Source organism: Pseudomonas sp. p50(2008) (genome assembly GCF_015351605.1).
In the GTDB taxonomy this organism is placed as follows: Bacteria; Pseudomonadota; Gammaproteobacteria; order Pseudomonadales; family Pseudomonadaceae; genus Aquipseudomonas.
In genome coordinates, this window is the sequence record NZ_JACMYF010000005.1 from 12,917 (window position 1) to 33,209 (window position 20,293).

A 20,293-nucleotide genomic window follows, 5' to 3' on the forward strand; every position below is an offset into this window, starting at 1 on the left:
CCACCGTCGGCACCGTGGGGTTGCCATCATTTGCCAATGCTTACGGACGGTCAATCACCAGGCGTCAGCCGGTACGTGGCCGACGGCGCCAGCATTGCCTGCCAGCCGGGTGGCACGACGATGTTGGTCGTCGATTCTTCAATCACGCAAGGGCCCTTGACCGTCTGCCCGGATTGCAACCGATCACCGTCGTACACCGGAGTCTGCTGCCAGTCCGATTGAGCGCTGAACAGCATCGACCGATAACCGCTGGCGCGGGGTACAACATCCTCGTCAGGTGGCGGCAGTTCAGGCATGGGCGGGCGTTGCAGGCGAGCAATCACCGAGCACTCGAGGTTGACCAGTTCCACCGGGCTGTCTGGCTCACTGTAGGAAAACAGCGCTTTGTGCCGCGTATGGAATGCCTCGCGCAGAGTGAGCAGGCCGGCCTGATCCAGTGGGGCGCAGGTCAGTTCGACGCTGCATTCGTGAATCTGGCCGAGGTAGCGAATCTCAAGGTTGTAGAGGCACTCGACATTGTTTTCAGCGCCGAAACCGTCTTCTCGCAAGTTGCCCATGCCGCGTTTGCGCAGGTCATGCAACGTCTGATTGAGCAGGGGCAGGTCGACCAGTTCGTCGTCAAGGCGCATCGGCAGGGTGGTCAACTGGTCGTAACGAATGTCCGACAGAATCTGCCCGTAGGCGCACAGTCCCGACGCCACTTTCGGGATCAGCACCACCTGGCTGCCGATCTCCTCGGCCAGACGCATGACATGCATGCCCGCGGCGCCACCCGCGCCGATCAGGGCGAAATCCCGAGGGTCGTAGCCGCGTTCTACAGACACCCGCCGGATACCGCTGACCATGTTCAGGTTCACCAGGGTGATGATGCCAATGGCTGCGCGCTCTACGCTGATACCCAAAGGCTCGGCGATTTTGCGCTGGATCGCCTCGATGGCCGCCTTGCGATCAAGCCGGATGCTCCCGCCCAGCAGCGCGCCGTCGGCCAGGTAGCCGAGGGCGAGGTTGGCGTCGGTGACGGTGGGCTCGGTGCCGCCCTTGCCGTAGCACACCGGCCCTGGGTTGGCACCGGCACTGCGCGGACCGACCTGGAGCATGCCGAAGTCATCGATGAAGGCAATCGAGCCGCCGCCGGCACCGAGGGTTTCGACCTGAATCATCGGCACGCCGATGCGATAGCGCAGGAAGTCAGTGTCCTTGCTGAAGTTGGTGCGTCCCGACTTGCTGAGGGTGATGTCGAACGAGGTGCCGCCCATGTCCACGGTGATCACGTTGTCGATGCCGAACGGCTGCGCGACACATAACCCGGCTTGCGGTGCGGAAGCCGGGCCGGAATTGATGGCATTGACCGCCCGTTCGCGCATCACTACGCCAGGAGCCAGTCCTCCGTTGGATTGAAAGTAACGGGTAGGTTGCTGCGCACCGAGCTCTTCGAACAAGGCGTCGATCCGTTCGATGTAGCGGCCCATGACCGGGCTCAGGTAAGCGTTGACCACAGTGGTCGAGGTGCGGGTGTACTCGCGGATTTGCGGGAACACTTCGTTGCCGGTACAGACGAACACACCCGGCAGCGCCGCTCGTACCATCTCGGCGGCGCGCTGTTCGTGACTCGGGTTGCGCACCGACCAGACGAACGAGATGGCCACGGCCTTGACGTCCTGCTCGCGGAAATATTCGATCGCGTCGCGAATCGCCTGTTCATCGAGCGGCGAGTATTCACTGCCGTCGCTGATGATCCGGCCGCGAATGGGCCGTCGCAGGTGTCGTGGCACCAGCATGTAGGCGGGTGGGTAACTGGCGTCGTAGCGATGCCCGTCTTCCTTGTGGCCCAGGCGGATTTCCAGGCTGTCTTCGTGCCCATCGGTACACAGCAGGCCCACCTTTACACCGGTTTTTTCGATCAGCGCGTTGAGGGCCACGGTGGTGCCGTTGATGCACAGGTCGCAGTCGCCAATGATTTCGGCGGGCGTGCGCCCGATGGCATCGGCGATTTGCGCCAGGCCGTTACGGATCGCGATCGTGCCGTCCTGAGGTGTCGAGGGCGCCTTGAACAGCTGCACGTTGCCGCTGCGATCCGCCAGGATGAAATCGGTGAAGGTGCCGCCGGCGTCTATGCCCAGACGATATTGTTGCTTGGTCATGATGAAGGTTCCAAATGGCTCAAAGGGGCGGGGTCGATCAGTGCGTGGTACGGCAGGCGCGCGTCGCCACGTCGTCGACCTGGCCATTGCTGTCGATCACCACGCCGTACTCCAGGCGGGCGCCTTCAAGGGACACCAGGCCGTTGCGCACGTCGTCCAGCACACTGGCAATCGGGCGCAGCAATGGGTTGCCATAGCCCCCGCCCCCCGGGTTGACGTTGATGACCCGTTCCCCCGGTTGCGCCGTGAGTTGCGCGTTGTAGATAAAGTGCTGTTCTTCGCCGTCGTGTTTGCGGTGAATCAGCCGGCCCAGCTTGGGCTCGAGCATGACATTGGTCGCGCCCGCGGCCCCCGACGTCGGCAGTTGCCGACCCTCACCAAAACCCACCACGGTCATCGGATGGTTCAAGGGTTCGATCTCGAGACGAGTCCCCGAACCGCCGCGAAATTCCCCCGCGCCGCCGCTGTCGGTCATCAGGCTGTAGCGGTGAATGAGGATCGGATAGGCGTACTCCAGCAACTCGATATCGCCAGACATCAGCGCACCGAAACAACACAGCGGACCGCAGGCCGGCCATCCGTCCATGGCCTTGTTCGCGCCGGCACCGGAGATGATCGATGCGAGCACCATGGTCACGTACTCGTCGTTGCTATTGCGCGGGTCATGGCCGGCAATGTTGATGCCGCTGGCGTGGCCCCAGGAGGCCGTTACGCGATCCGGTGCCGCCTGTTCCAGCGCCTGACGCACGGCATCGGCCAGGGTTTCCATCGGTGTGGTGGTGCTGTTGACGTGTGGCGCGGGTTCCTGGGCATTGCACAACGTGCCCGGCGGGCCGAGATCGACCGACACGCAACGGTACAGGCCTTCGTTGTAGGGCGGCGGCACCTGGGCAAACATCATCAACCCCAGGTACACCCCGGACACCGAGTTGCCCGCGTACGAGTTGATGAAGTAGGGCACCTGCGGCGGGCTCTCGATCAGGATGTGCGCCTCATCACCGCGAATTTCCACCTGGGCCGTGATCGATAATTCACCCAGGCCGTGGCCCGAGTCTTCAAGCACTGCGGTGCCGGTGTAGACGCCATCCGGGACGTCACGCAACAAGGCGCGCATGTGACGGTCCGCCATGTCTTTCAACTCGGCGATGCACGCGCGCACCTGTTCCACGCCATAGCGATCAAGCAGCTCGAGCAAGTGCCGCTCACCGACGTTGCAGGCGCCGTACTGAGCGTTGAGGTCGCCTTCCTGGTAGGCGCGGGCGCGCATGTTGGTCAGCAGCAGATTGATCACGTCCTCACGGCGCTTCCCTTGCGACCACAGTTTCACAGGCGGAATGCGCAGACCTTCCGCGTAAATTTCCTTCGCGTCGGGGTTGTAGCCCGCCGGCACAGGGCCGCCGATGTCTGTCAGATGGCCTTTGCAGACGGCCCAGAACACCAGCTCACCCTGGTAGAACACTGGTTTGTACATGCAGCAGTCGAGGATATGGCTGCCCATGTAGGCGGGGTCATTGTGATAAATCACATCGCCTTCCTGGACGTCGTCACCGAAGAAACCGGCGACGCATTTCATTGCCGGAATCAGTGATCCGAGATGAATAGGGATGTCCTGACCTTGCAGGATCATTTCCGGAAAGTGGTCGAAGAGCGCATTCGAATAGTCGTGAGCGAGATTGAAAACGCTCGAACGACCGGTTTTTTCAAGGGTGATGGTCATTTCGCGCTGCGCGGTTTCGAGCGCGCCTCGCACGACGGCCAGGGTGATCGGATCTACTGTGCTCATGGGTCACCAGAAATCTTGTTGTTATCAGGTGAAGGTCAGGACGAACGTCTAACCCACGGCACAAAACTACGCGTTCGAGCGGGTGAATGGCTTGGCGCAAAGTGCACTGATTGTTGATTCTGAGTGCACCTCTTAGCGAGTCTTCTGCTGGCCGCTGGCAATGATGCACAGGACGCAGTTTTCGAGGACTTCCATCAGTTGTCGTTCGGTCGTCTGCCCCTCGTACCACTGCAAATGGCCGTACAGCAGGCCGATCACTGCATGGGTGATCAGGCAGACCTCACCGTCGCGGGTATCCGTCACGCCATATTCATCGCCGATGATGTCGCTCAACAGCCTGCGGTACGCCTGTTTCAATGCGTCGGCCTGCTGTTTGTGCTCGTCGTTGAGGTTCACGAACTCACGGGTGACCAGGACCAGGCGGTGCTTTTCCTTCAGGTTGAACGCAACAAACGCCTGAACAAAACGACGCAGGCGTTCGCACGGCGTCCTGGCGCCTTTCATGCGGCGCTTCGTCAGGACGAGCAAGTCCGATAAGGCCGACTCGATGAGCTCGAACAACAAGCCCTGTTTATTGTCGATGTGGTGATACAGGGAGCCGGCCTGCAGCCCCATGTGGCCTGCCAGATCGCGCAAGCCGATGGCCTGAAAACCGCGTGTGGCGAACAGTTCGATCGCGGCCTCATTGAGCCGGTCACGAGCCGTGGGTTGCGAATGGGCTGAGGCGTTGACTGCAAGCATGGTGAACCCGTCAAGTAAAGGGCGATCGAGGCGTGGCAGGAACAGGGGCGGCGCGGAGCCGCCCTGTGGTGAAAAGGATCAGAGGGTTTCCTGCGGAAGGATCAGTCGAGCGGGAATCCGTTGCCGCGAACCGCGTGCCACCCAGTAGTAAACCAGGGCGGGGACAGTCAGGCCGATGACCCATGAAATATCGGTGCCGCCTAGCGTTTCGACCAAGGGGCCGGTGTAGAAACTGGTCGCAATGAACGGCATCTGAATCATCACTCCGAGGGTGTAGACCGCAATACCGGGCACGTTCCAGCGCCCATAACGGCCATTTGGGTCGGACAGCGCGGGGATGTCGTAGCGTTCCTTGGTCACCAGGTAGAAGTCGACCAGGTTGATCGCGCTCCACGGGGTGAAAAAGGCCAGCAGGAAGAGTATGAAAGCGGAGAAGTCATGCAGGAATGTATGCCTGCCCAGCAGTGCGAGCGCGGTCGCGAGACCGACCATGAACAGGATGTAGACCATTCGCAGGGTGGTGGAGATTTCCTGGTTCCCGCGAAAGCCGCTGACAATCGTCGCCAGTGACATGAAGCTGCCGTAGGCGTTGAGGGTGGTGATGGTGACCTTGCCGAGCACAATGCTGCAGAACAGCAGCGAAGCCACCACCCCGCTTGCTCCCATTCCAACAATGTACGAGACCTCATGCCCGGCAAACTGATCCCCTGCCAGGGCCGCGACGAACACGCCAAAGACCATCGAGATCTGTGTGCCGATGACGGATCCCAGCCCCACGGCCAGAAAGGTTTTCAGGGCTGAAGTCTTCCTCGGCAGGTAGCGTGAATAGTCCGCCACGTAGGGGCCGAATGCGATCTGCCAGGACGCCGACAGCGAAATCGCCAGCAGAAAACTGCTCAGCGAAAAATGCCGATTACCCAGCAGTTCGCCGATGTCATGGACCGACATCAACCGGTAGAACAGATAGAGAAAAGACACCACGCCAATCAGGCTCGACAACCGTCCGATCAAATGGATGGTCCGGTAGCCGAGCACGGTCAGCACAACGATCATTGCCGCGAAAATCAGAATCCCGGTGGCATCACTGACGTCGGCCAGCTGGCTGATCGCCTGGCCCGCGAGCACCGAACCGCTGGCCGAAAACCCCACATACATCAGGCACGCAAGGACGATGGGAATGACCGCGCCATAGACCCCGAACTGCACCCGACTGGAGATCATCTGTGGCAGACCCAACTGCGGGCCCTGTGCGGCGTGCAGCGCCATGATCGCGCCGCCCAGCAGTTGCCCGATCAACAGGCCGATCAGCGACCAGAACACGTCGCCGCCCAACACCACGGCCAGCGCCCCGGTGACGACAGCCGTGACCTGCAGGTTGGCACCGAACCACAGTGTGAACTGGCTGAGCAGTCGACCATGACGCTCGGACTCGGGGATGTAATCAATGGATCGCCGTTCTATATACGTCTTGCGCTGCGCACTTTCTTTGGAGGCGGACATGGCGGTTCCTCTCGGGCGTCGTCGGATACGACAGCCTTCTCGTGATTGAGGCGTTAAGGAGGAGGCCTGCAGGACAGGCCCCGGTTTTTCGCTCGGTTAGCGCTGGGCGTCGAGCAGACTTCGCGAAATAATGATTTTTTGTACTTCCGAGGTCCCTTCGAAAATCCGCAGGATCCGCGCATCGCGCACATAGCGCTCCAGCGGCAGATCGCGGATGTAGCCATAGCCGCCATGCAACTGGAGCGCGGCGTCCGTGACGAAGCCGGCACATTCGGCGGCCACCAGTTTGGCGGTCGCCGAATCCAGGCTGAAGCGTTCACCGCTGTCGCGGCGCGCGGCGGCTTTCCAGGTGAGCATGCGGGCGGCTTCCAGCTGCGCGTACATATCCGCCAGGCGCCATTGCGTGCCCTGATAGGCGGCCAGCGGCTTGGGCCCGATCTGCCGTTCGCGAACCCAGTTCAAACTGGCTTGCAGTGCGGCGTTGGCGATGCCCAGCGACATGGCGGCGACTTCGACCCGGCCGCGATCGAGCACGGCCATCGCGGTGTTGAAACCGGCGCCTTCGCTGCCGAGCAAGGCCGACTCGGGCAACCAGCAGTCCAGGGCCAGTTCATAGATCGTACTGCCGCGCAGCCCCATGGTTTTCTCCGGTCTGGAGAAGCTGATGCCCGCGGTGCCCTGGGGAATCATGAAGGCGCTGATGCCCTTGTGCCCGGCGTCTGCGTCGGTCTTGGCGTACATCACGATGAAACCCGCCTCGCGGGCGTTGGTGATGTAATGCTTGCTGCCGCGTATTCTCCAGCCGCCGTCTTCGCGTTGTGCACGGCAACGCATGTCGGCGGGGTTGGAGCCGGCGGCGGGTTCGGTCAGGGCAAAGGCGCCGAGCAATTCACCGCTGGCGGCACGGGGTAGCCATTCCTGTTTCTGCGCTTCGGTGCCGCCGATCAGAATCGAATCGGTGGCCAGAAAATGCGCGGTGAGTGCCGAGGCGGTCGAGGCGCACGCGCCGGCCACGGCTTCCACCACGCGGCTCATGGCCAGGCTGCCGATGCCCAATCCGCCGTAGGCCTCAGGCAGGTTGATACTCAAGCCGCCCAACTCGGCCAGCGCCTGCAGGCTTTCGGCGCAGAAGGTTTCGGTTTCGTCGTAATGCTGGGCTCGGGGCTGGATCACCTCCCGGGCGAGTTTTTCGACGGTTTCAACGACGGCCAGTTCGACCTGATCCAATTCAAAGTTCATGGGAAAGCTCCTGTTTTTGCAGTCCGAATGCCGCGTTGTCTGCGCCCAGGCGAGGGGCGAGGGTGAGGGCATGGGGTTTGTGGCCATTGAAGAAAACCGGTTGTGGCACCAGCGGCTGCGTTGCGCCTTCTGGTCGAACCAGCAGTTGACGGACTTGTGCCTGTTCGCTGTCGGCGGCCTGGGCAAGGTTCCACACGGGAGAGGAGGGCACGCCGGCATCCAGCAGGACGTCGCAGACCTGTTCGACGCTCAGTTGGCGCGTCCATATTTCGATTTCAGCTCGCAGTGCAGGCTCGTTCTGCGTTCTTTGCGGGTCGTCGGCATAGCGCGGGTCACTCGCCAGTTCCGGCTTGCCCAGGCATTGGCAAAGGCGCAGGAACAACTTGTTGCTGGCCACGGCAATGACGACCTGGCCATCGGCTGCGCGGTAGGTGTCGAAGGGCGTCGACACCGGGTGGCGGTTGCCGACCAGACCGGGGGCGACACCGTTGGCGAACAGGTTGGACAGGCCGGTCATCTGCAGGCTGAACAGCACATCGAACATCGCGACGTCGATGTATTGCGCGCCCGGTGCATGGCGTTCGCGCGCAAACAGCGCCGAGCTGATTGCCCAGGCCGCATACACGCCAGCGCATAGATCGCCGATGGCTTCGCCGCAGCGTGTCGGTCCTGTCTCGGCAAAACCGGTGACGCTCATCAGCCCTGACATCGCCTGGGCAACGATGTCGTAGGCGGGGTTGGCCGACAGTGGGCCGTGCTGACCGAAGCCGGAAATACTCGCGTAGATCAGCTTGGGGTTGTAGTGCTTGAGCGTGTCGAAGTCGATGCCCAGGCGCTGGGTCACGCCGGGGCGAAAGTTTTCCACGACAACGTCGGCGTCACGGACCAGTTCATAGAGCCGGGCCAGGTCATCGGTGGACTTGAAGTCCATTTCGACACTGCGTTTGCCGCGGTTGATCAGGCCGAAATAAACGCTTTCGCCGTCCTTGAAGGGACCCAGGTGACGGCTGTCGTCACCGTGCCCCGGCACTTCGAATTTGATGACATCGGCACCCAGGTCCGCGAGCATTGCCGTGCAATGCGGACCGGCCAACACGCGGCTCAGGTCCAGGACGCGAACGCCCTGTAACTGTTGGGTAAACGGGCTGCTGGTCATGTTGCAGACTCCTCGGAAAAGCGGCGGGTGATTCTGTTTTTTCAGGTTTGCTTTTCTGTAGGAGCCGAGCTTGCTCGCGATGGCGGCGTATCTGATACACCGCGTTATCGTTCATCGCGAGCAAGCTTTGCTCCTACAGGGGCATCCCTGTAGCAGCTGCCGAAGGCTGCGTCGGGTTGCGAAGCGATCCCCGCATTCCAGAATCAGATGAAGGTCCTTCGGCCCTTAACGCAGCCTGCGGCAGCTGCTACACGGGTTGTTTATTTGCCGGTAATCATCGGCAAATTCAGGCCTTGTTCCTTGGCGCAGTCGATCGCGATCTGGTAGCCCGCATCGGCGTGGCGCATGACCCCGGTCGCCGGGTCGTTGTGCAGCACGCGAGCGATACGTTCGGCCGCTTCGTCGGTGCCGTCGCAGACGATCACCATGCCCGAGTGCTGGGAGAAGCCCATGCCGACACCGCCGCCATGGTGCAGCGACACCCAGGTCGCGCCGCTTGCGGTGTTGAGCAGGGCGTTGAGCAGTGGCCAGTCGGACACGGCGTCGGAACCGTCCTGCATCGACTCGGTTTCACGGTTCGGGCTGGCCACGGAACCGGAGTCCAGGTGGTCACGGCCGATGACGATCGGCGCGGACAGCTCACCGCTGCGCACCATTTCGTTGAACGCCAGCCCCAGCTTGGCGCGCAGGCCCAGGCCGACCCAGCAGATACGCGCCGGCAGGCCCTGGAAGCTGATGCGCTCGCGGGCCATGTCCAGCCAGTTGTGCAGGTGCGCGTCGTCCGGGATCAGTTCTTTGACCTTGGCGTCGGTTTTGTAGATGTCTTGCGGATCGCCCGACAGTGCCGCCCAGCGGAACGGGCCGATGCCACGGCAGAACAACGGGCGGATGTAGGCCGGTACGAAACCCGGGAAATCGAACGCGTTTTCCACGCCTTCTTCCTGCGCCATCTGACGGATGTTGTTGCCGTAGTCGAAGGTCGGAATGCCCATTTTCTGGAAGGCGAGCATCGCTTTAACGTGCACGGCCATCGATTGCTTGGCGGCTTTCACCACGGCAGCCGGCTCGGTCTTGGCGCGGGCGCGGTATTCGTCCCAGGTCCAGCCGGCGGGCAGGTAGCCGTTGAGCGGGTCGTGGGCGCTGGTCTGGTCGGTGACCATGTCCGGGCGCACGCCGCGCTTGACCAGTTCCGGCAGGATCTCAGCGGCGTTACCCAGCAGCGCGATGGAAATCGCTTTGCCTTCCTTGGTGTATTTGTCGATGCGCGCCAGGGCGTCGTCGAGGTCTTTGGCTTGCTCGTCGACGTAGCGGCTGTTCAGGCGGAAATCGATGCTGACCTGCTGGCATTCAATGTTCAGCGAGCAGGCACCGGCCAGTGTTGCGGCCAGGGGCTGAGCGCCGCCCATGCCGCCGAGGCCTGCGGTCAGGACCCAGCGACCTTTCAAGTCATCGTTGTAATGCTGGCGACCGGCTTCGACGAAGGTTTCGTAGGTGCCCTGGACGATGCCCTGGCTGCCGATGTAGATCCAGCTGCCGGCGGTCATCTGGCCGTACATGGCCAGGCCTTTCGCGTCGAGTTCGTTGAAGTGCTCCCAGCTCGCCCAGTGCGGCACCAGGTTGGAGTTGGCGATCAGTACGCGCGGGGCATTGGTGTGGGTCTTGAACACGCCGACCGGCTTGCCGGATTGCACCAGCAGGGTCTCGTCGTCGTTCAGGTTGGTCAGGCTTTCGACGATCTTGTCGTAGCATTCCCAGTTACGTGCCGCACGACCGATACCACCGTAAACCACCAGTTCTTTAGGGTTCTCGGCGACTTCCGGGTCGAGGTTGTTCATCAACATGCGCAGCGGCGCTTCAGTCAGCCAGCTTTTGGCGGTCAGCGTGTTACCGCGGGCGGCACGGATTTCAACGTCACGGAAGCGGGTGGTCTTGGTGGTCATGGTCATCTTCTCAGGCAGTGATTAGAGGGTCGGTAGCTACACTACACGCATGTACATATGCGCTTATACCAACCTGTATGTACAAGTGAATGCAAGTGAAGGGCCAGAACCTGGAATGATGTTAGTCATCGGAGCCTGAAGAAAAGAGAAATATGATTTAAATCAAATAGATAAAAAACAGGAAAAAATAAGTCTGATAAGAGGAGGCTTCAAAATCCTGTTGCAACTTTGATGATTTTGTATGGGAAGGATGAGTGTTAGGTAACACTTTGGTGCGCGATCAGCCGCGAAATGTCACTTTTCTACCACTCGGGCCGGTGGCAGTAACAGTGTCAGGAGGGAAGGTGCAACAAAAAGCATGTCGAGCGGCAGGCGGGGGCCGCTCGATCAGTGAATCAGTTACCGAATTTGCCTTCCAGGCGATAACGCGAGCCGGGATAAACCAGACGGGCGCAGCCCACCTGACCCTTCGCCGCCCACGTCCGACGGCGAATCAACAGGCACGGCTCATAGCGTTTGATCTGCAGCAGTTTGCACTCCGCGGCTTTGGCGTGGATCGATTCGACCACATGCTCGCCTTCGGTCAGTGGCGCCAACTGGATCAGGTAGGCGTAGGGCGTGACTTGGGTGAAGTCCTGCTGCAGATAGGCTGGTGCCACCTCGGCATTGACGAAGCGTTCTTCGATCTGCACCGGCACACCGTTCTCGTGGTGCACCACCACCGAGTGGAACAAACGCTTGACCCCCTCGAGCGGAAAGGGCATCGACGCACGTGCACGCTCGGGCATTTCCTCGAGCACGATCACTTCGCAGCGATGCTCATGACCGCGAGCTTCAATCTCTTCCGCGATGTTGTGAATCTCGAAAAGCGCCGCATGCCCCTTGGGCTCCGCCACAAAAGTGCCGACGCCTTGCATCCGCACCAGCGAGCCCTCGATGGTCAACTCCCGCAGGGCCCGGTTGATGGTCATGCGACTCACGCCCAGCAGATTCAGCAGTTCGCTTTCAGACGGGAGCTTGGAATTGGGCAGCCAGGCACCGGAGCGAATCTTCTGCATGATGATTTGCTTGACCCGCGCATACAGAGGCGAGGGGCTCTCGAGAGAGAAGGACTCGAGGGATGCAGTTTCCTCAATAGATTTGGCCACGTTGATTCCTGATGTGAAAAAGAATTGCTCCGACAAGCATGCGGGCTAGTTTACTCAGCTAACGGTGATACGCCTATGCGCAGACCTGGCGTCGACTTGAGGAGGGCAATGTCACCCCGTTGCCTTCTTCGAATGGGAAGCCCCCAAAAAGTAAAACACACCACCCGCCACGATAAAGAGGGCGAGCATGTAGAAGATAAAGGGGGGCGGGTAGCTGGCCAGAACGATGCCGCACAGCACCGGGCCGAGCGCTGCGCCAAGGTTGGAGAGGTTTTGTGCGCCGTAGTACATGCCGCGCAGATGATCGGGTGCGATTCGGTCGATGAACATGTATTCGGCCGGGAACACGATGATCTCGCCGACAGTGAAAATCGCCATGGACAGGACCCAGAGCAAAAGCGTGGTCGACAGGGCAAAGCCTGCCACGCCGGCCATGAACAGACTGAGCCCTGCCGCCAGCCACAGATTCAGGTGTCGTTGGGAGATCCGTCTGCCGATGGCGTACTGCAGGGCAATCACCATCAGCGCATTGGTCGCCACCACGGCGCTGATGATCTGGTAAGTGGTTTCAGGCGTCGTTGTGACCACCAGGTACTGCGAGAGATACGCCGTGAACTGGCCAAACACCACGGCGGTGAGCAACCCTCCAAGGGTGAAACACACCAGCCGATAGTCCTTGAGCAGCAGCTTTCCCACGGCCAGGAAGGGGGCGGGTTGTTGTGCTGCATCGATTGCAGTCACGCCTGTATTGCCCCGAAAGAAATAGACCCCACAGAACCCTGCACCCAGCCCCGCAGATAGAAGGAACGGTAAACCGATATCCAGTTTCGCCAAGCCGGCGCCAAGAAACGGGCCGACGGCATAGCCGACGTTGGTCAATGTGTATTTGATCGAGAACACTTCGCTGCGATCATTCACCGCCAGCAGGCTGCCAAAGCCGGATTTGACCGCGATTTCAATGACCGCGTAAGCCAGGTTGATCAACACCAGGCAGCCGTAGAACAGCCAAAGATCGCGCGCAAAAAACGTCCCGAGAAAACCCAGTGTGAATGCAACGCTGAAGCCCAGGATGAGCCGGTAACTGGACATCTTGTCGACCAGAAAACCACCGTACAGACTCAGCAGCGATCCAATGATCAACGTGCTGCCAATGACCAGGCCGATATCGGCGACGCTCAAGCCAAAACTGCTGGAAAGGTAGATGACCAGATAGGGCAGGGTGATCGCTCGCGCCAGGGTCAATACAAAAGACGCCGACAGCAGCAATTTGATCGCTGCCGGGTAGTTTTTTAGCGTGGTGAGCATCCTTGCCTCGTCATTGAGCAGGTGGTTTCAGGGCAGTTGCGGGCAGCGTAGCGTTGATAGATCCGCAGGAATCAAGCTTACTGGGGAATGCTGTTCTGATTAGTGACGTTTTTTATCAAATGATCGGAACTGAATTCATGAGTATGGAACGTTTATGTTTTCCTCTGAGCGATTAAAGGGCATTGATGTATTCGTCTGCGTAGCCGATTTCGGCAGCTTCAAGGCGGCTGCCGAGCGGATGAACCTGACCGCGTCGGCCGTCAGCAAAGGCATCGCTCGATTGGAGAGCCGGCTTGGCAGTCGGTTGTTTCACCGCACAACGAGAAGCTTGTCACTGACGGATGCGGGCGTTGCCTTCTATCGAACCTGCACGGGTGTGCTGGCCGATCTGGAAGAAGCCGAGCTGTCGCTGCACGCCGAAAACACCGAGCTTCGTGGCAGGGTTCGCATCGGCCTGCCAGGGGCTTTTGGCCGTTTGCAGGCACTTCCCGTCATTTTGCAGTTTGCCCAAGAACACGGACTGCTGCTCCCGCACATTTCGTTTTCAGACCGTCTCATCGACCCCGCCGAAGAAGGCCTCGATATCGTCGTACGCATCGGTGGCTCGCCCCTATGGCCTGCCACGTTGGGGCATCGCTTCCTGGGCAACGAATGGCATGTGTTCTGTGCGTCGCCTGAGTACCTGAGCAAATACGGCACGCCCATGACGGATCGCGATCTGGACCATCACCAGTGCATCGCCTACGGCTGGGCAGATGGCAGCGTCCACCCCTGGAGTTTTTCCGGGAGCAACCCAGGCGAGATTGAACGCCGGGTCGTACCTGCAAACCTCGTGGTGGGCGATGGAGAAGGTCTGGTGATCGCGGTGTCGGCGGGGTGCGGTATCGCGCAGTTGCCTACGTGGTTGATCAAGCGCCAGCTTGAAGAGGGCACGCTGGTTGAAGTCCTCCCGGATCGGGCAACCGATGGACAGGCGATCAATCTGGTGTGGCCAAAGGGCCGTGAGCGACTTGCGAAAGTCGGTGCTTTGCTGGAGGCGCTAGCCGCAGGTTTAGAGCAGATTCAAACGGGGCAACACCAGGGTTGTCGCCCCGACATGATTGTGAAACTTTGAGACGCTCGCCAATGGCAGTCATTGGCCAGTCGCCAACACCCGCTATCGATCCTGATCGATCTGTCAGAGCGCTGGTAAAGCCAAGGCAACTTAAACGCTTTCCTCTCGTTCAATAACCAGAATCCGCGCTTCGCCACGAGGATGCGCAACATGTTCACATCCAACCCCTGCGAAAAACACGTCGCCTACCTCCAATGTCACGACCCGTTCAATGCCTGACTCGCGATAGTGCATATCAACCGTGCCGTCGAGGACTGCGAAAACCTCCTCACCGTCATTGACGTGCCATTTGTAGGGCTGGTCGGTCCAGTGGAGGCGGACGGTGGTTCCATCCATGTTCGCTATGTCGTGAGCCCCCCAAGCGCGAGAGGCGGTGAAATCCTTGCTGCGAATAACCTTCATGGGTGGTGTTTCTCGACAGAGAGTGAATCGGTAGCAATCTATCAGAATCGTTAGTCGTCCACTGCTGACCGAAAAGAGGCCTGGACTGAATGTCGGCTTCTGGCCGGATTGCAGGCTTGTTGACCGGCTGATATCGGCCAAAAACAGCCGCTTGAAAGGGATCGCTCTCGGCTCATCGTCTGCATCGAAGTATTGTTGACTATTTCGAAGATAGTAGCTTTCTAACTTCGGCAATCATCAAGTCAATGTCGAATGGCTTTGGCAACACCGCATCAAACAGGTCCGATCTCTGCATACCGATGTGCGCCTGAGCACCGCTCATCAAGATGATCGGCAAATGATGGTTGGAAGGAAGGGCTCGGACAGCTGTGGCGAATTCCAGGCCGTCCATGACCGGCATCATAAAGTCGGTAATGACCAAGGCAGGCCGTTCTCTATCCAGCACCTCAAGTCCTTTTCGACCATTACTCGCCGTTACCACCATGAACCCTTCATCCTCCAGCGCGAAGCTGAGAATGTCAGCGATCAAATACTCGTCGTCGACGACCAGGATGGTTGTCATGTTAATTCAATCCGCACAAAGGCTTAAGATGTTGAACCGGGCGATGACTCAGCGAGGACTGATGGTTCATGTCTTGAAGCCTTTTTCAGGAAAACGTCTTGATCACGAATGACGACCTCGAAGCGCGAAGCGTCGTAAGAGCTGTCTCGTACCTTAAGAATGGAAAGCGTCCTGCTTAGTTCAGACTGATTCTCAGAGAACCGCATGAGCATAAGGTTGTCGACGATACTGGACAGATCAGAGTTCGGTGCGCTGACTTCGGAGCCAAAAAGATCGCGCATTTCCCAAGAGGCAAATACCGTAACGCCCCTGGATCGCAGTTCGTTCATCAAAGCGCTGAAGAAGTCATTAATCCGCGCCGGATTTGTCGAGACTCGCGTCATACCACTAAGGCTATCGATGAACAGGCGCTTGATGCCCTTTTCTTCAACAAGACTCAGCAGTCGTGCACCCAACCCATCCAGCAATCCCTCAGTAGTAGGCTGCCAGGCAATGCTCAGGGCGCCGCTGTCTTCCATTTTTTTGATATCGATACCCAGGGATTGGCCTTTGAGTCGCAATCTTTGTGGGCTTTCGTAGAAACCAAAATGTAGGCCCGGCGCCTCTACAGTCGACTCAGCCAGAAATTTGAGGCCCAGTGTTGTTTTACCAATCCCGGACGGGCCTATTACCAGAGTCACACTGGAACTGTGCAAGCCTCCGCCCAAGATGTCGTCCAGTGATTTAATTCCACTGGCGATACGGGTCATGTCGGCGCTGTCGGGGGACGACGGGTGGCTGTAGAGACTTTCAAGTCGTGGGTAAACCACCAAGCCATTTTCGGTTATTTCACACTCGTGAAGACCCGTCATTGCGGGGCTGCCGCGAGTTTTACGAAGCTGAATTCGACGCACCGAACGAGTGCCATATAGCTCCTCACCCATCTCAATCACGCCGTCAACCATGGTGTGCTCAGGACTGCCATCGTCGAGGCGGGAGCTGGTAAGAAACAGCACTGTGCAACCAGCGAAAGCAGCATGACCTTGCAGCTCTGAAATGAATTTCTTGGTATCGATGGGCGAATCAGCTTTCGACCGCGCATTGAGCAAACCATCTACGACCATCACCGTGGCTTTCTGGCGGCTTATTTCGCGCCGAAGCAGCTTCACCACCTCATCCAGGCCTTCGTTTTCCAAGGTGTCAAAAGCACTGACAAACTGAATTTCGACGCCGACCTTAGATGAGTCGAAAAAGCTAAGGGTAGAAAGAAACTGAAAAAGACGGTCATGCGATTCAGCCAACAGGGTGGCGACCAGAACCCGCCCCCCGTTATTCGCATGATGAAACCCAAGCTGGTTCGCGAGGATGGTTTTTCCAGACCCCGGACGCCCCTGGATTATGTATGAAGCCCCCTCGACCAGCCCGCCCTTGAGCAGAGCATCGAGCCCTTCTATTCCGCTTTGAAGGCGTTTTAGCTTTTCCACAATGCGACCCTGATCCGAAAAACAATCTATTTATACTAAGTTAATGGAATGCTAACGCCAATTCTGCTGCGGAGCCATTCAGGTTGAGTGAAAAGCTGGAGCGACATCGCACTCTTGGTGTCGTAAGAGATGCTCACGAGCGCCTGCTTTTGGCCGTTATCTGCCAGTCGCGAGAGGCAGAAAACGACCCAGGCCGTACGTTCGACGATTGGCAGCTACCTGGGCACCAGAAAATATTCACCAAATGCACACTTCAATTTCTTTTTTCAACCCGTCTTACACACCAACCAAGCCCCCCAAAACAAGCTGCTGAAAAACCGGGTAGCGTCCCCGAATCCACACTCATGCAGCAGCTTCTGAACGGCCGCCTCGGAATGCGGAGGGTCAGCGCCTTGCAGGATTTTCCCCAGCTTGGCCTTTACTTCATCCGCGCTCGCACCGTGCTGGCGCCACCGCTGACCCCAGGCAGCCAACAGTAGCGGCTGGCTGGCATAAGCGTATTGATTCCCCGCGACAATCAGCGGCGCACCCGGCTTTAGATGAGCCCGAATGGATCGCAGAATCTGTCGTTTCGCTTCATCCCCGTCGAGATGATGAAGGACACCGATCAGGGTGGCTGCGTCGTATGACTCGTCGGCGGGCAGGTCTTCAACATGCCCAAGATGCAGGTCGGTTTTATCCAGCAGGTTGTTGGCGGCTAGCTGCTGCTTCGCTGCCTCCAGCATGGGCTCCGAAGGGTCAACGGCAGTGAAGCGCCAACCGGGTTCGAGCTTGGCCATTGCAATGATTTCCTGCGCCGTACCGCCAGCGCCGATGACCAGTATCTTGGCCCCAGTTGTCGTGCCCAGGCTTGCTGCCAGCATGCACGCGGCCAAGTCCTGGCAGGCGTCGTAACCGGCGAGTGCAATACGGCTTTGTCGTCCGTACTCGTTGGCGCGAGAGGTATCAAATTTTTCAGCGGAGTTGAGCGTGGTTGATTTCAAGGCGGTTCTCCATGTCCTCAAATCAAGCTACGCCACCCAGTGGGATAACAAAAATTCAATAATTTCATGCCCTGCATTCCTGTGCGGAATGCAGGACGTTGAGCTGTTCCTGGCGTTCAAGCCAAGCTGAAAATGCTGGCTTCTCCAGTCTGCAGGTCGTATGCAACCAATGCTTCCTGGGTGGCGTCGAGGCTGCAAACGAGTTCGCCGTCACGGTTCCAGACGGCCGACTGGCCGGCGCCAATATAGTCGTCGGCGGCGCCTACACAGTTGGCCATCAGCACTGTCATGGAGAGCTTCCTGGCAATCATTGGATAATGACTGTACCCCGACTTAACGCCTCTCTCGGACTTGGCCACACTCGCCAGATAGACCTGAGCGCCGGACTTGGCTGCATGTTCGGCATGGCTCAATTGCAATGACTCATAGCAGATGGCGGGTGCCAGGACTGTGTTGGCATGCTCAAACACACACCCTTTAGTGCCCGGGGTGAAGAACGGAAGTTCGTCGGCGTGCAGTTGCTGTTTTGAGTAGGCCGTGCGCGCCAGCCCTGGCTGGAAGGCAATCATGCTGATCTCGGTGCCTTGGAGCCCCTTTGTCGGTGCGCCCACTGCGATGAGCATGCCGTATCGATCGCTCAACACCTGGAACTCATCAAAACGGTCATCGCTCGGGTGGACTGCCAGAGTCTCCGCCAGCCTTGGCTCGTAACCGGTGACAGAGAGCTCGGGAAAGAGCAGCAGATTGGCACCTTGGCGCGCAGCCAGGTGAATGACATCAAGGTGTCTGGCGATATTTTTTTCGATGTCGCCGGGTGTTGAACGTATTTGCGCAGCAATCAGCTTCATATCCAGTCTCGCGTCCTTGTGTTGGGGTTAAGGTTTTCTGACTCGCTCATCCTGGGGCTTTCGATAGGCCGTGCTGGATGACGTCACTCCAGCACCGGCCATTCATGGCTACTCCATCGCTTCAGCCACACCCTGATCCTCGCCCAGAAACCCACCGCTCTGATGGTGCCACAGCCGCGCGTAGGTGCCGTTTTTGCGCAGCAGTTCGGCGTGGGTACCTTGTTCGATGATGCGTCCGTCATCCATGACAATCAGCCGATCCATGGCCGCGATCGTTGACAGCCGATGGGCGATGGCGATGACGGTCTTGCCCTGCATCATTTCATCGAGGCTTTCCTGAATGGCCACTTCGACTTCCGAATCCAGCGCGCTGGTGGCCTCGTCCAGCAAGAGGATCGGGGCGTTCTTGAGCATCACCCGGGCGATGGCGACGCGTTGACGCTGGCCGCCCGAGAGCTTGATGCCGCGCTCACCCACCAGGGTGTCATAGCCGGTATGGCCCTGGCGGTCGCTCAGTTGGCTGATGAACCCATCGGCCTGGGCATTTTTCGCGGCCATGTGGATCTGCGCGTCGGTCGCATCCGGGCGGCCGTAGGCGATGTTGTCACGAATGGAACGGTGCAGGAGGGAGGTGTCCTGAGTGACCATGCCGATGGCGCTGCGCAGGCTGTCTTGCGTCACGTGAGCGATGTTTTGACCATCGATACGAATCTCGCCGCTGTCCACGTCGTAGAAACGCAGCAGCAGGTTGATGAGTGTGGATTTGCCGGCGCCGGAACGGCCGACCAGGCCGATTTTTTCGCCCGGGCGGATGTTCAGGGTCAGGCCATCGAGCACCTGGCGTTCACCGTTGTAGTTGAAACCGACGTTGTCGAAGGTCACCGCGCCGCCAGCGGGCACCAGCACACCGGCGTTTGGCGCGTCCTGCACCTTGGCACCCTGGGTCAGGGTGGCCATGCCATCCTGGACGGTGCCAATGCTCTCGAACAGCGAGGTCATTTGCCACATGATCCAGTGCGACATGCCGTTGATACGCAACGCCATGGCAGTGATGGCCGCCACGGCACCGGCGCCGACGTCGCCCTGGTGCCAGAGCCACAGGGCATAACCGCCGGCGGCCATGATCAGCGCCACCACCAAGGCCTGGTTGACGATCTCGAACTGGCTGACCAGGCGCATCTGGCGAAAGCCGGTTTGCTTGAAGTCCTCCATCGCAGCGCGCGCGAAGTGCGCTTCTCGATTGGAATGGGAGAACAGCTTCACCGTCGTGATGTTGGTGTAGGCGTCCGAGATACGCCCGGTCATCATCGATCGGGCATTGGCCTGTTCCTGCCCGACTTTCCCCAGGCGGGGCACGAAATACACCATGGCCAGCCCGAACAACGCGACCCACGCCACGAAGGGCAGCATCAGTTTCAGGGCGAAGCCGCCGGCCAGGGCGATGATGGCGATGAAGTACACGCCGATCCCGGGGGCGATTTCGATCAGGGTGAAGAGCACGTCGCGCACCGCCAGCGCCGTCTGCATTACCTTGGTCGTGACCCGGCCGGAAAACTCATCGGAAAAAAACGAAAGGCTTTGCCGCAGCATCAGGCGATGGAAGTCCCAGCGCAGCCGCAACGGCAAATTGATCGCCAATATCTGGTGTTGCACCATGGTGCGCAACGCCACTAGCCCGACGCTGGCCACCATGACGATGCCCATGCCCCACAGCACGCGGCTTTCCTGCGCCGCCGCATCGCCGCCTGCCTGCCAGGTCGAAAGCAGGTCCACGACCTGACCGAGGAAGGAAAACAACCAGGCTTCGTAGATCGACACGCCGGCACTGAGCAGCGCAAACGCAAGGATATAGCCGCGTGCGCCTCGGGTGCAGGCCCACAGGAATCGCGCCAGGCCGTCGGGTGGCGGGGGTACCTCGTCAGGCGGAAAAGGGTCGAGTCTTCGTTCAAATGCCCGAAGCATGGTGGT

16 protein-coding genes are annotated in these 20,293 nt (G+C 59.4%); 1 reads left to right on the forward strand and 15 read right to left on the reverse strand.

Going from position 1 to position 20,293, the window contains the following annotated elements; translation table 11 throughout:
- Nucleotides 1-50 precede the first annotated feature (50 nt).
- The 9 genes from capA to H7698_RS14875 form a co-directional block, all read right to left on the reverse strand.
- Nucleotides 51-2,141: a caprolactamase subunit alpha gene (gene capA / locus H7698_RS14835; protein ID WP_194691886.1), complete on the reverse strand. Its 2,091-nt coding sequence runs from the start codon at nucleotides 2,139-2,141 to the stop codon at nucleotides 51-53.
- Between the two features lie 37 nt (nucleotides 2,142-2,178).
- Entirely contained in the window at nucleotides 2,179-3,924 is a 1,746-nt protein-coding gene (gene capB, locus H7698_RS14840; RefSeq protein ID WP_194691887.1) for a caprolactamase subunit beta, read from the reverse strand.
- 132 nt (nucleotides 3,925-4,056) lie between these two features.
- The gene (locus H7698_RS14845) at nucleotides 4,057-4,665 is read right to left on the reverse strand and encodes a TetR/AcrR family transcriptional regulator (protein ID WP_194691888.1); all 609 of its coding nucleotides are present in this window, start codon (nucleotides 4,663-4,665) and stop codon (nucleotides 4,057-4,059) included.
- Nucleotides 4,666-4,743: 78 nt separating this feature from the next.
- Nucleotides 4,744-6,165 carry a purine-cytosine permease family protein gene (locus H7698_RS14850; protein ID WP_194691889.1) on the reverse strand — a complete coding sequence of 474 codons (1,422 nt, stop codon included), beginning with the start codon at nucleotides 6,163-6,165 and terminating at the stop codon, nucleotides 4,744-4,746.
- Nucleotides 6,166-6,261: 96 nt separating this feature from the next.
- Nucleotides 6,262-7,404 (reverse strand): acyl-CoA dehydrogenase family protein, encoded by a 1,143-nt coding sequence (locus tag H7698_RS14855; RefSeq protein WP_194691890.1) that lies wholly within the window; start codon nucleotides 7,402-7,404, stop codon nucleotides 6,262-6,264.
- A complete protein-coding gene (locus tag H7698_RS14860; protein WP_194691891.1) occupies nucleotides 7,394-8,560 on the reverse strand; it encodes a CaiB/BaiF CoA transferase family protein in 1,167 nt (388 codons plus the stop codon). Before H7698_RS14860 ends, H7698_RS14855 begins: the two co-directional genes overlap by 11 nt.
- Nucleotides 8,561-8,820: 260 nt before the next feature.
- Complete coding sequence (gene hutU / locus H7698_RS14865; RefSeq protein ID WP_194691892.1) at nucleotides 8,821-10,500, reverse strand: urocanate hydratase; 1,680 nt, start codon at nucleotides 10,498-10,500, stop codon at nucleotides 8,821-8,823.
- Between the two features lie 395 nt (nucleotides 10,501-10,895).
- Complete coding sequence (hutC, locus tag H7698_RS14870) at nucleotides 10,896-11,648, reverse strand: histidine utilization repressor (RefSeq protein ID WP_162439056.1); 753 nt, start codon at nucleotides 11,646-11,648, stop codon at nucleotides 10,896-10,898.
- A 111-nt stretch (nucleotides 11,649-11,759) separates the two neighbouring features.
- Nucleotides 11,760-12,953 (reverse strand): MFS transporter, encoded by a 1,194-nt coding sequence (locus H7698_RS14875; RefSeq protein ID WP_194691893.1) that lies wholly within the window; start codon nucleotides 12,951-12,953, stop codon nucleotides 11,760-11,762.
- Nucleotides 12,954-13,107: 154 nt separating this feature from the next.
- Here H7698_RS14875 and H7698_RS14880 point away from each other — a divergent pair, with 154 nt between their 5' ends.
- A complete protein-coding gene (locus tag H7698_RS14880; protein WP_194691894.1) occupies nucleotides 13,108-14,067 on the forward strand; it encodes a LysR family transcriptional regulator in 960 nt (319 codons plus the stop codon).
- A 90-nt stretch (nucleotides 14,068-14,157) separates the two neighbouring features.
- On the opposite strand, the gene H7698_RS14885 is transcribed toward H7698_RS14880, so the two are convergent.
- The 6 genes from H7698_RS14885 to H7698_RS14910 form a co-directional block, all read right to left on the reverse strand.
- Complete coding sequence (locus tag H7698_RS14885; RefSeq protein WP_194691895.1) at nucleotides 14,158-14,469, reverse strand: cupin; 312 nt, start codon at nucleotides 14,467-14,469, stop codon at nucleotides 14,158-14,160.
- Nucleotides 14,470-14,668: 199 nt separating this feature from the next.
- Nucleotides 14,669-15,031, reverse strand: coding sequence for a response regulator (locus tag H7698_RS14890; RefSeq protein WP_162439052.1), 363 nt, complete (start codon nucleotides 15,029-15,031; stop codon nucleotides 14,669-14,671).
- Between the two features lie 23 nt (nucleotides 15,032-15,054).
- On the reverse strand, nucleotides 15,055-16,497 hold the full coding sequence (locus H7698_RS14895; protein WP_194692223.1) for an ATPase domain-containing protein: 1,443 nt from the start codon (nucleotides 16,495-16,497) through the stop codon (nucleotides 15,055-15,057).
- 263 nt (nucleotides 16,498-16,760) lie between these two features.
- Nucleotides 16,761-17,477, reverse strand: coding sequence for a class I SAM-dependent methyltransferase (locus tag H7698_RS14900; protein WP_194691896.1), 717 nt, complete (start codon nucleotides 17,475-17,477; stop codon nucleotides 16,761-16,763).
- 116 nt (nucleotides 17,478-17,593) lie between these two features.
- Entirely contained in the window at nucleotides 17,594-18,325 is a 732-nt protein-coding gene (locus H7698_RS14905; RefSeq protein WP_194691897.1) for a carbon-nitrogen hydrolase family protein, read from the reverse strand.
- A 108-nt stretch (nucleotides 18,326-18,433) separates the two neighbouring features.
- Nucleotides 18,434-20,287, reverse strand: coding sequence for an ABC transporter ATP-binding protein (locus tag H7698_RS14910; protein WP_162439048.1), 1,854 nt, complete (start codon nucleotides 20,285-20,287; stop codon nucleotides 18,434-18,436).
- Nucleotides 20,288-20,293: the final 6 nt, after the last annotated feature.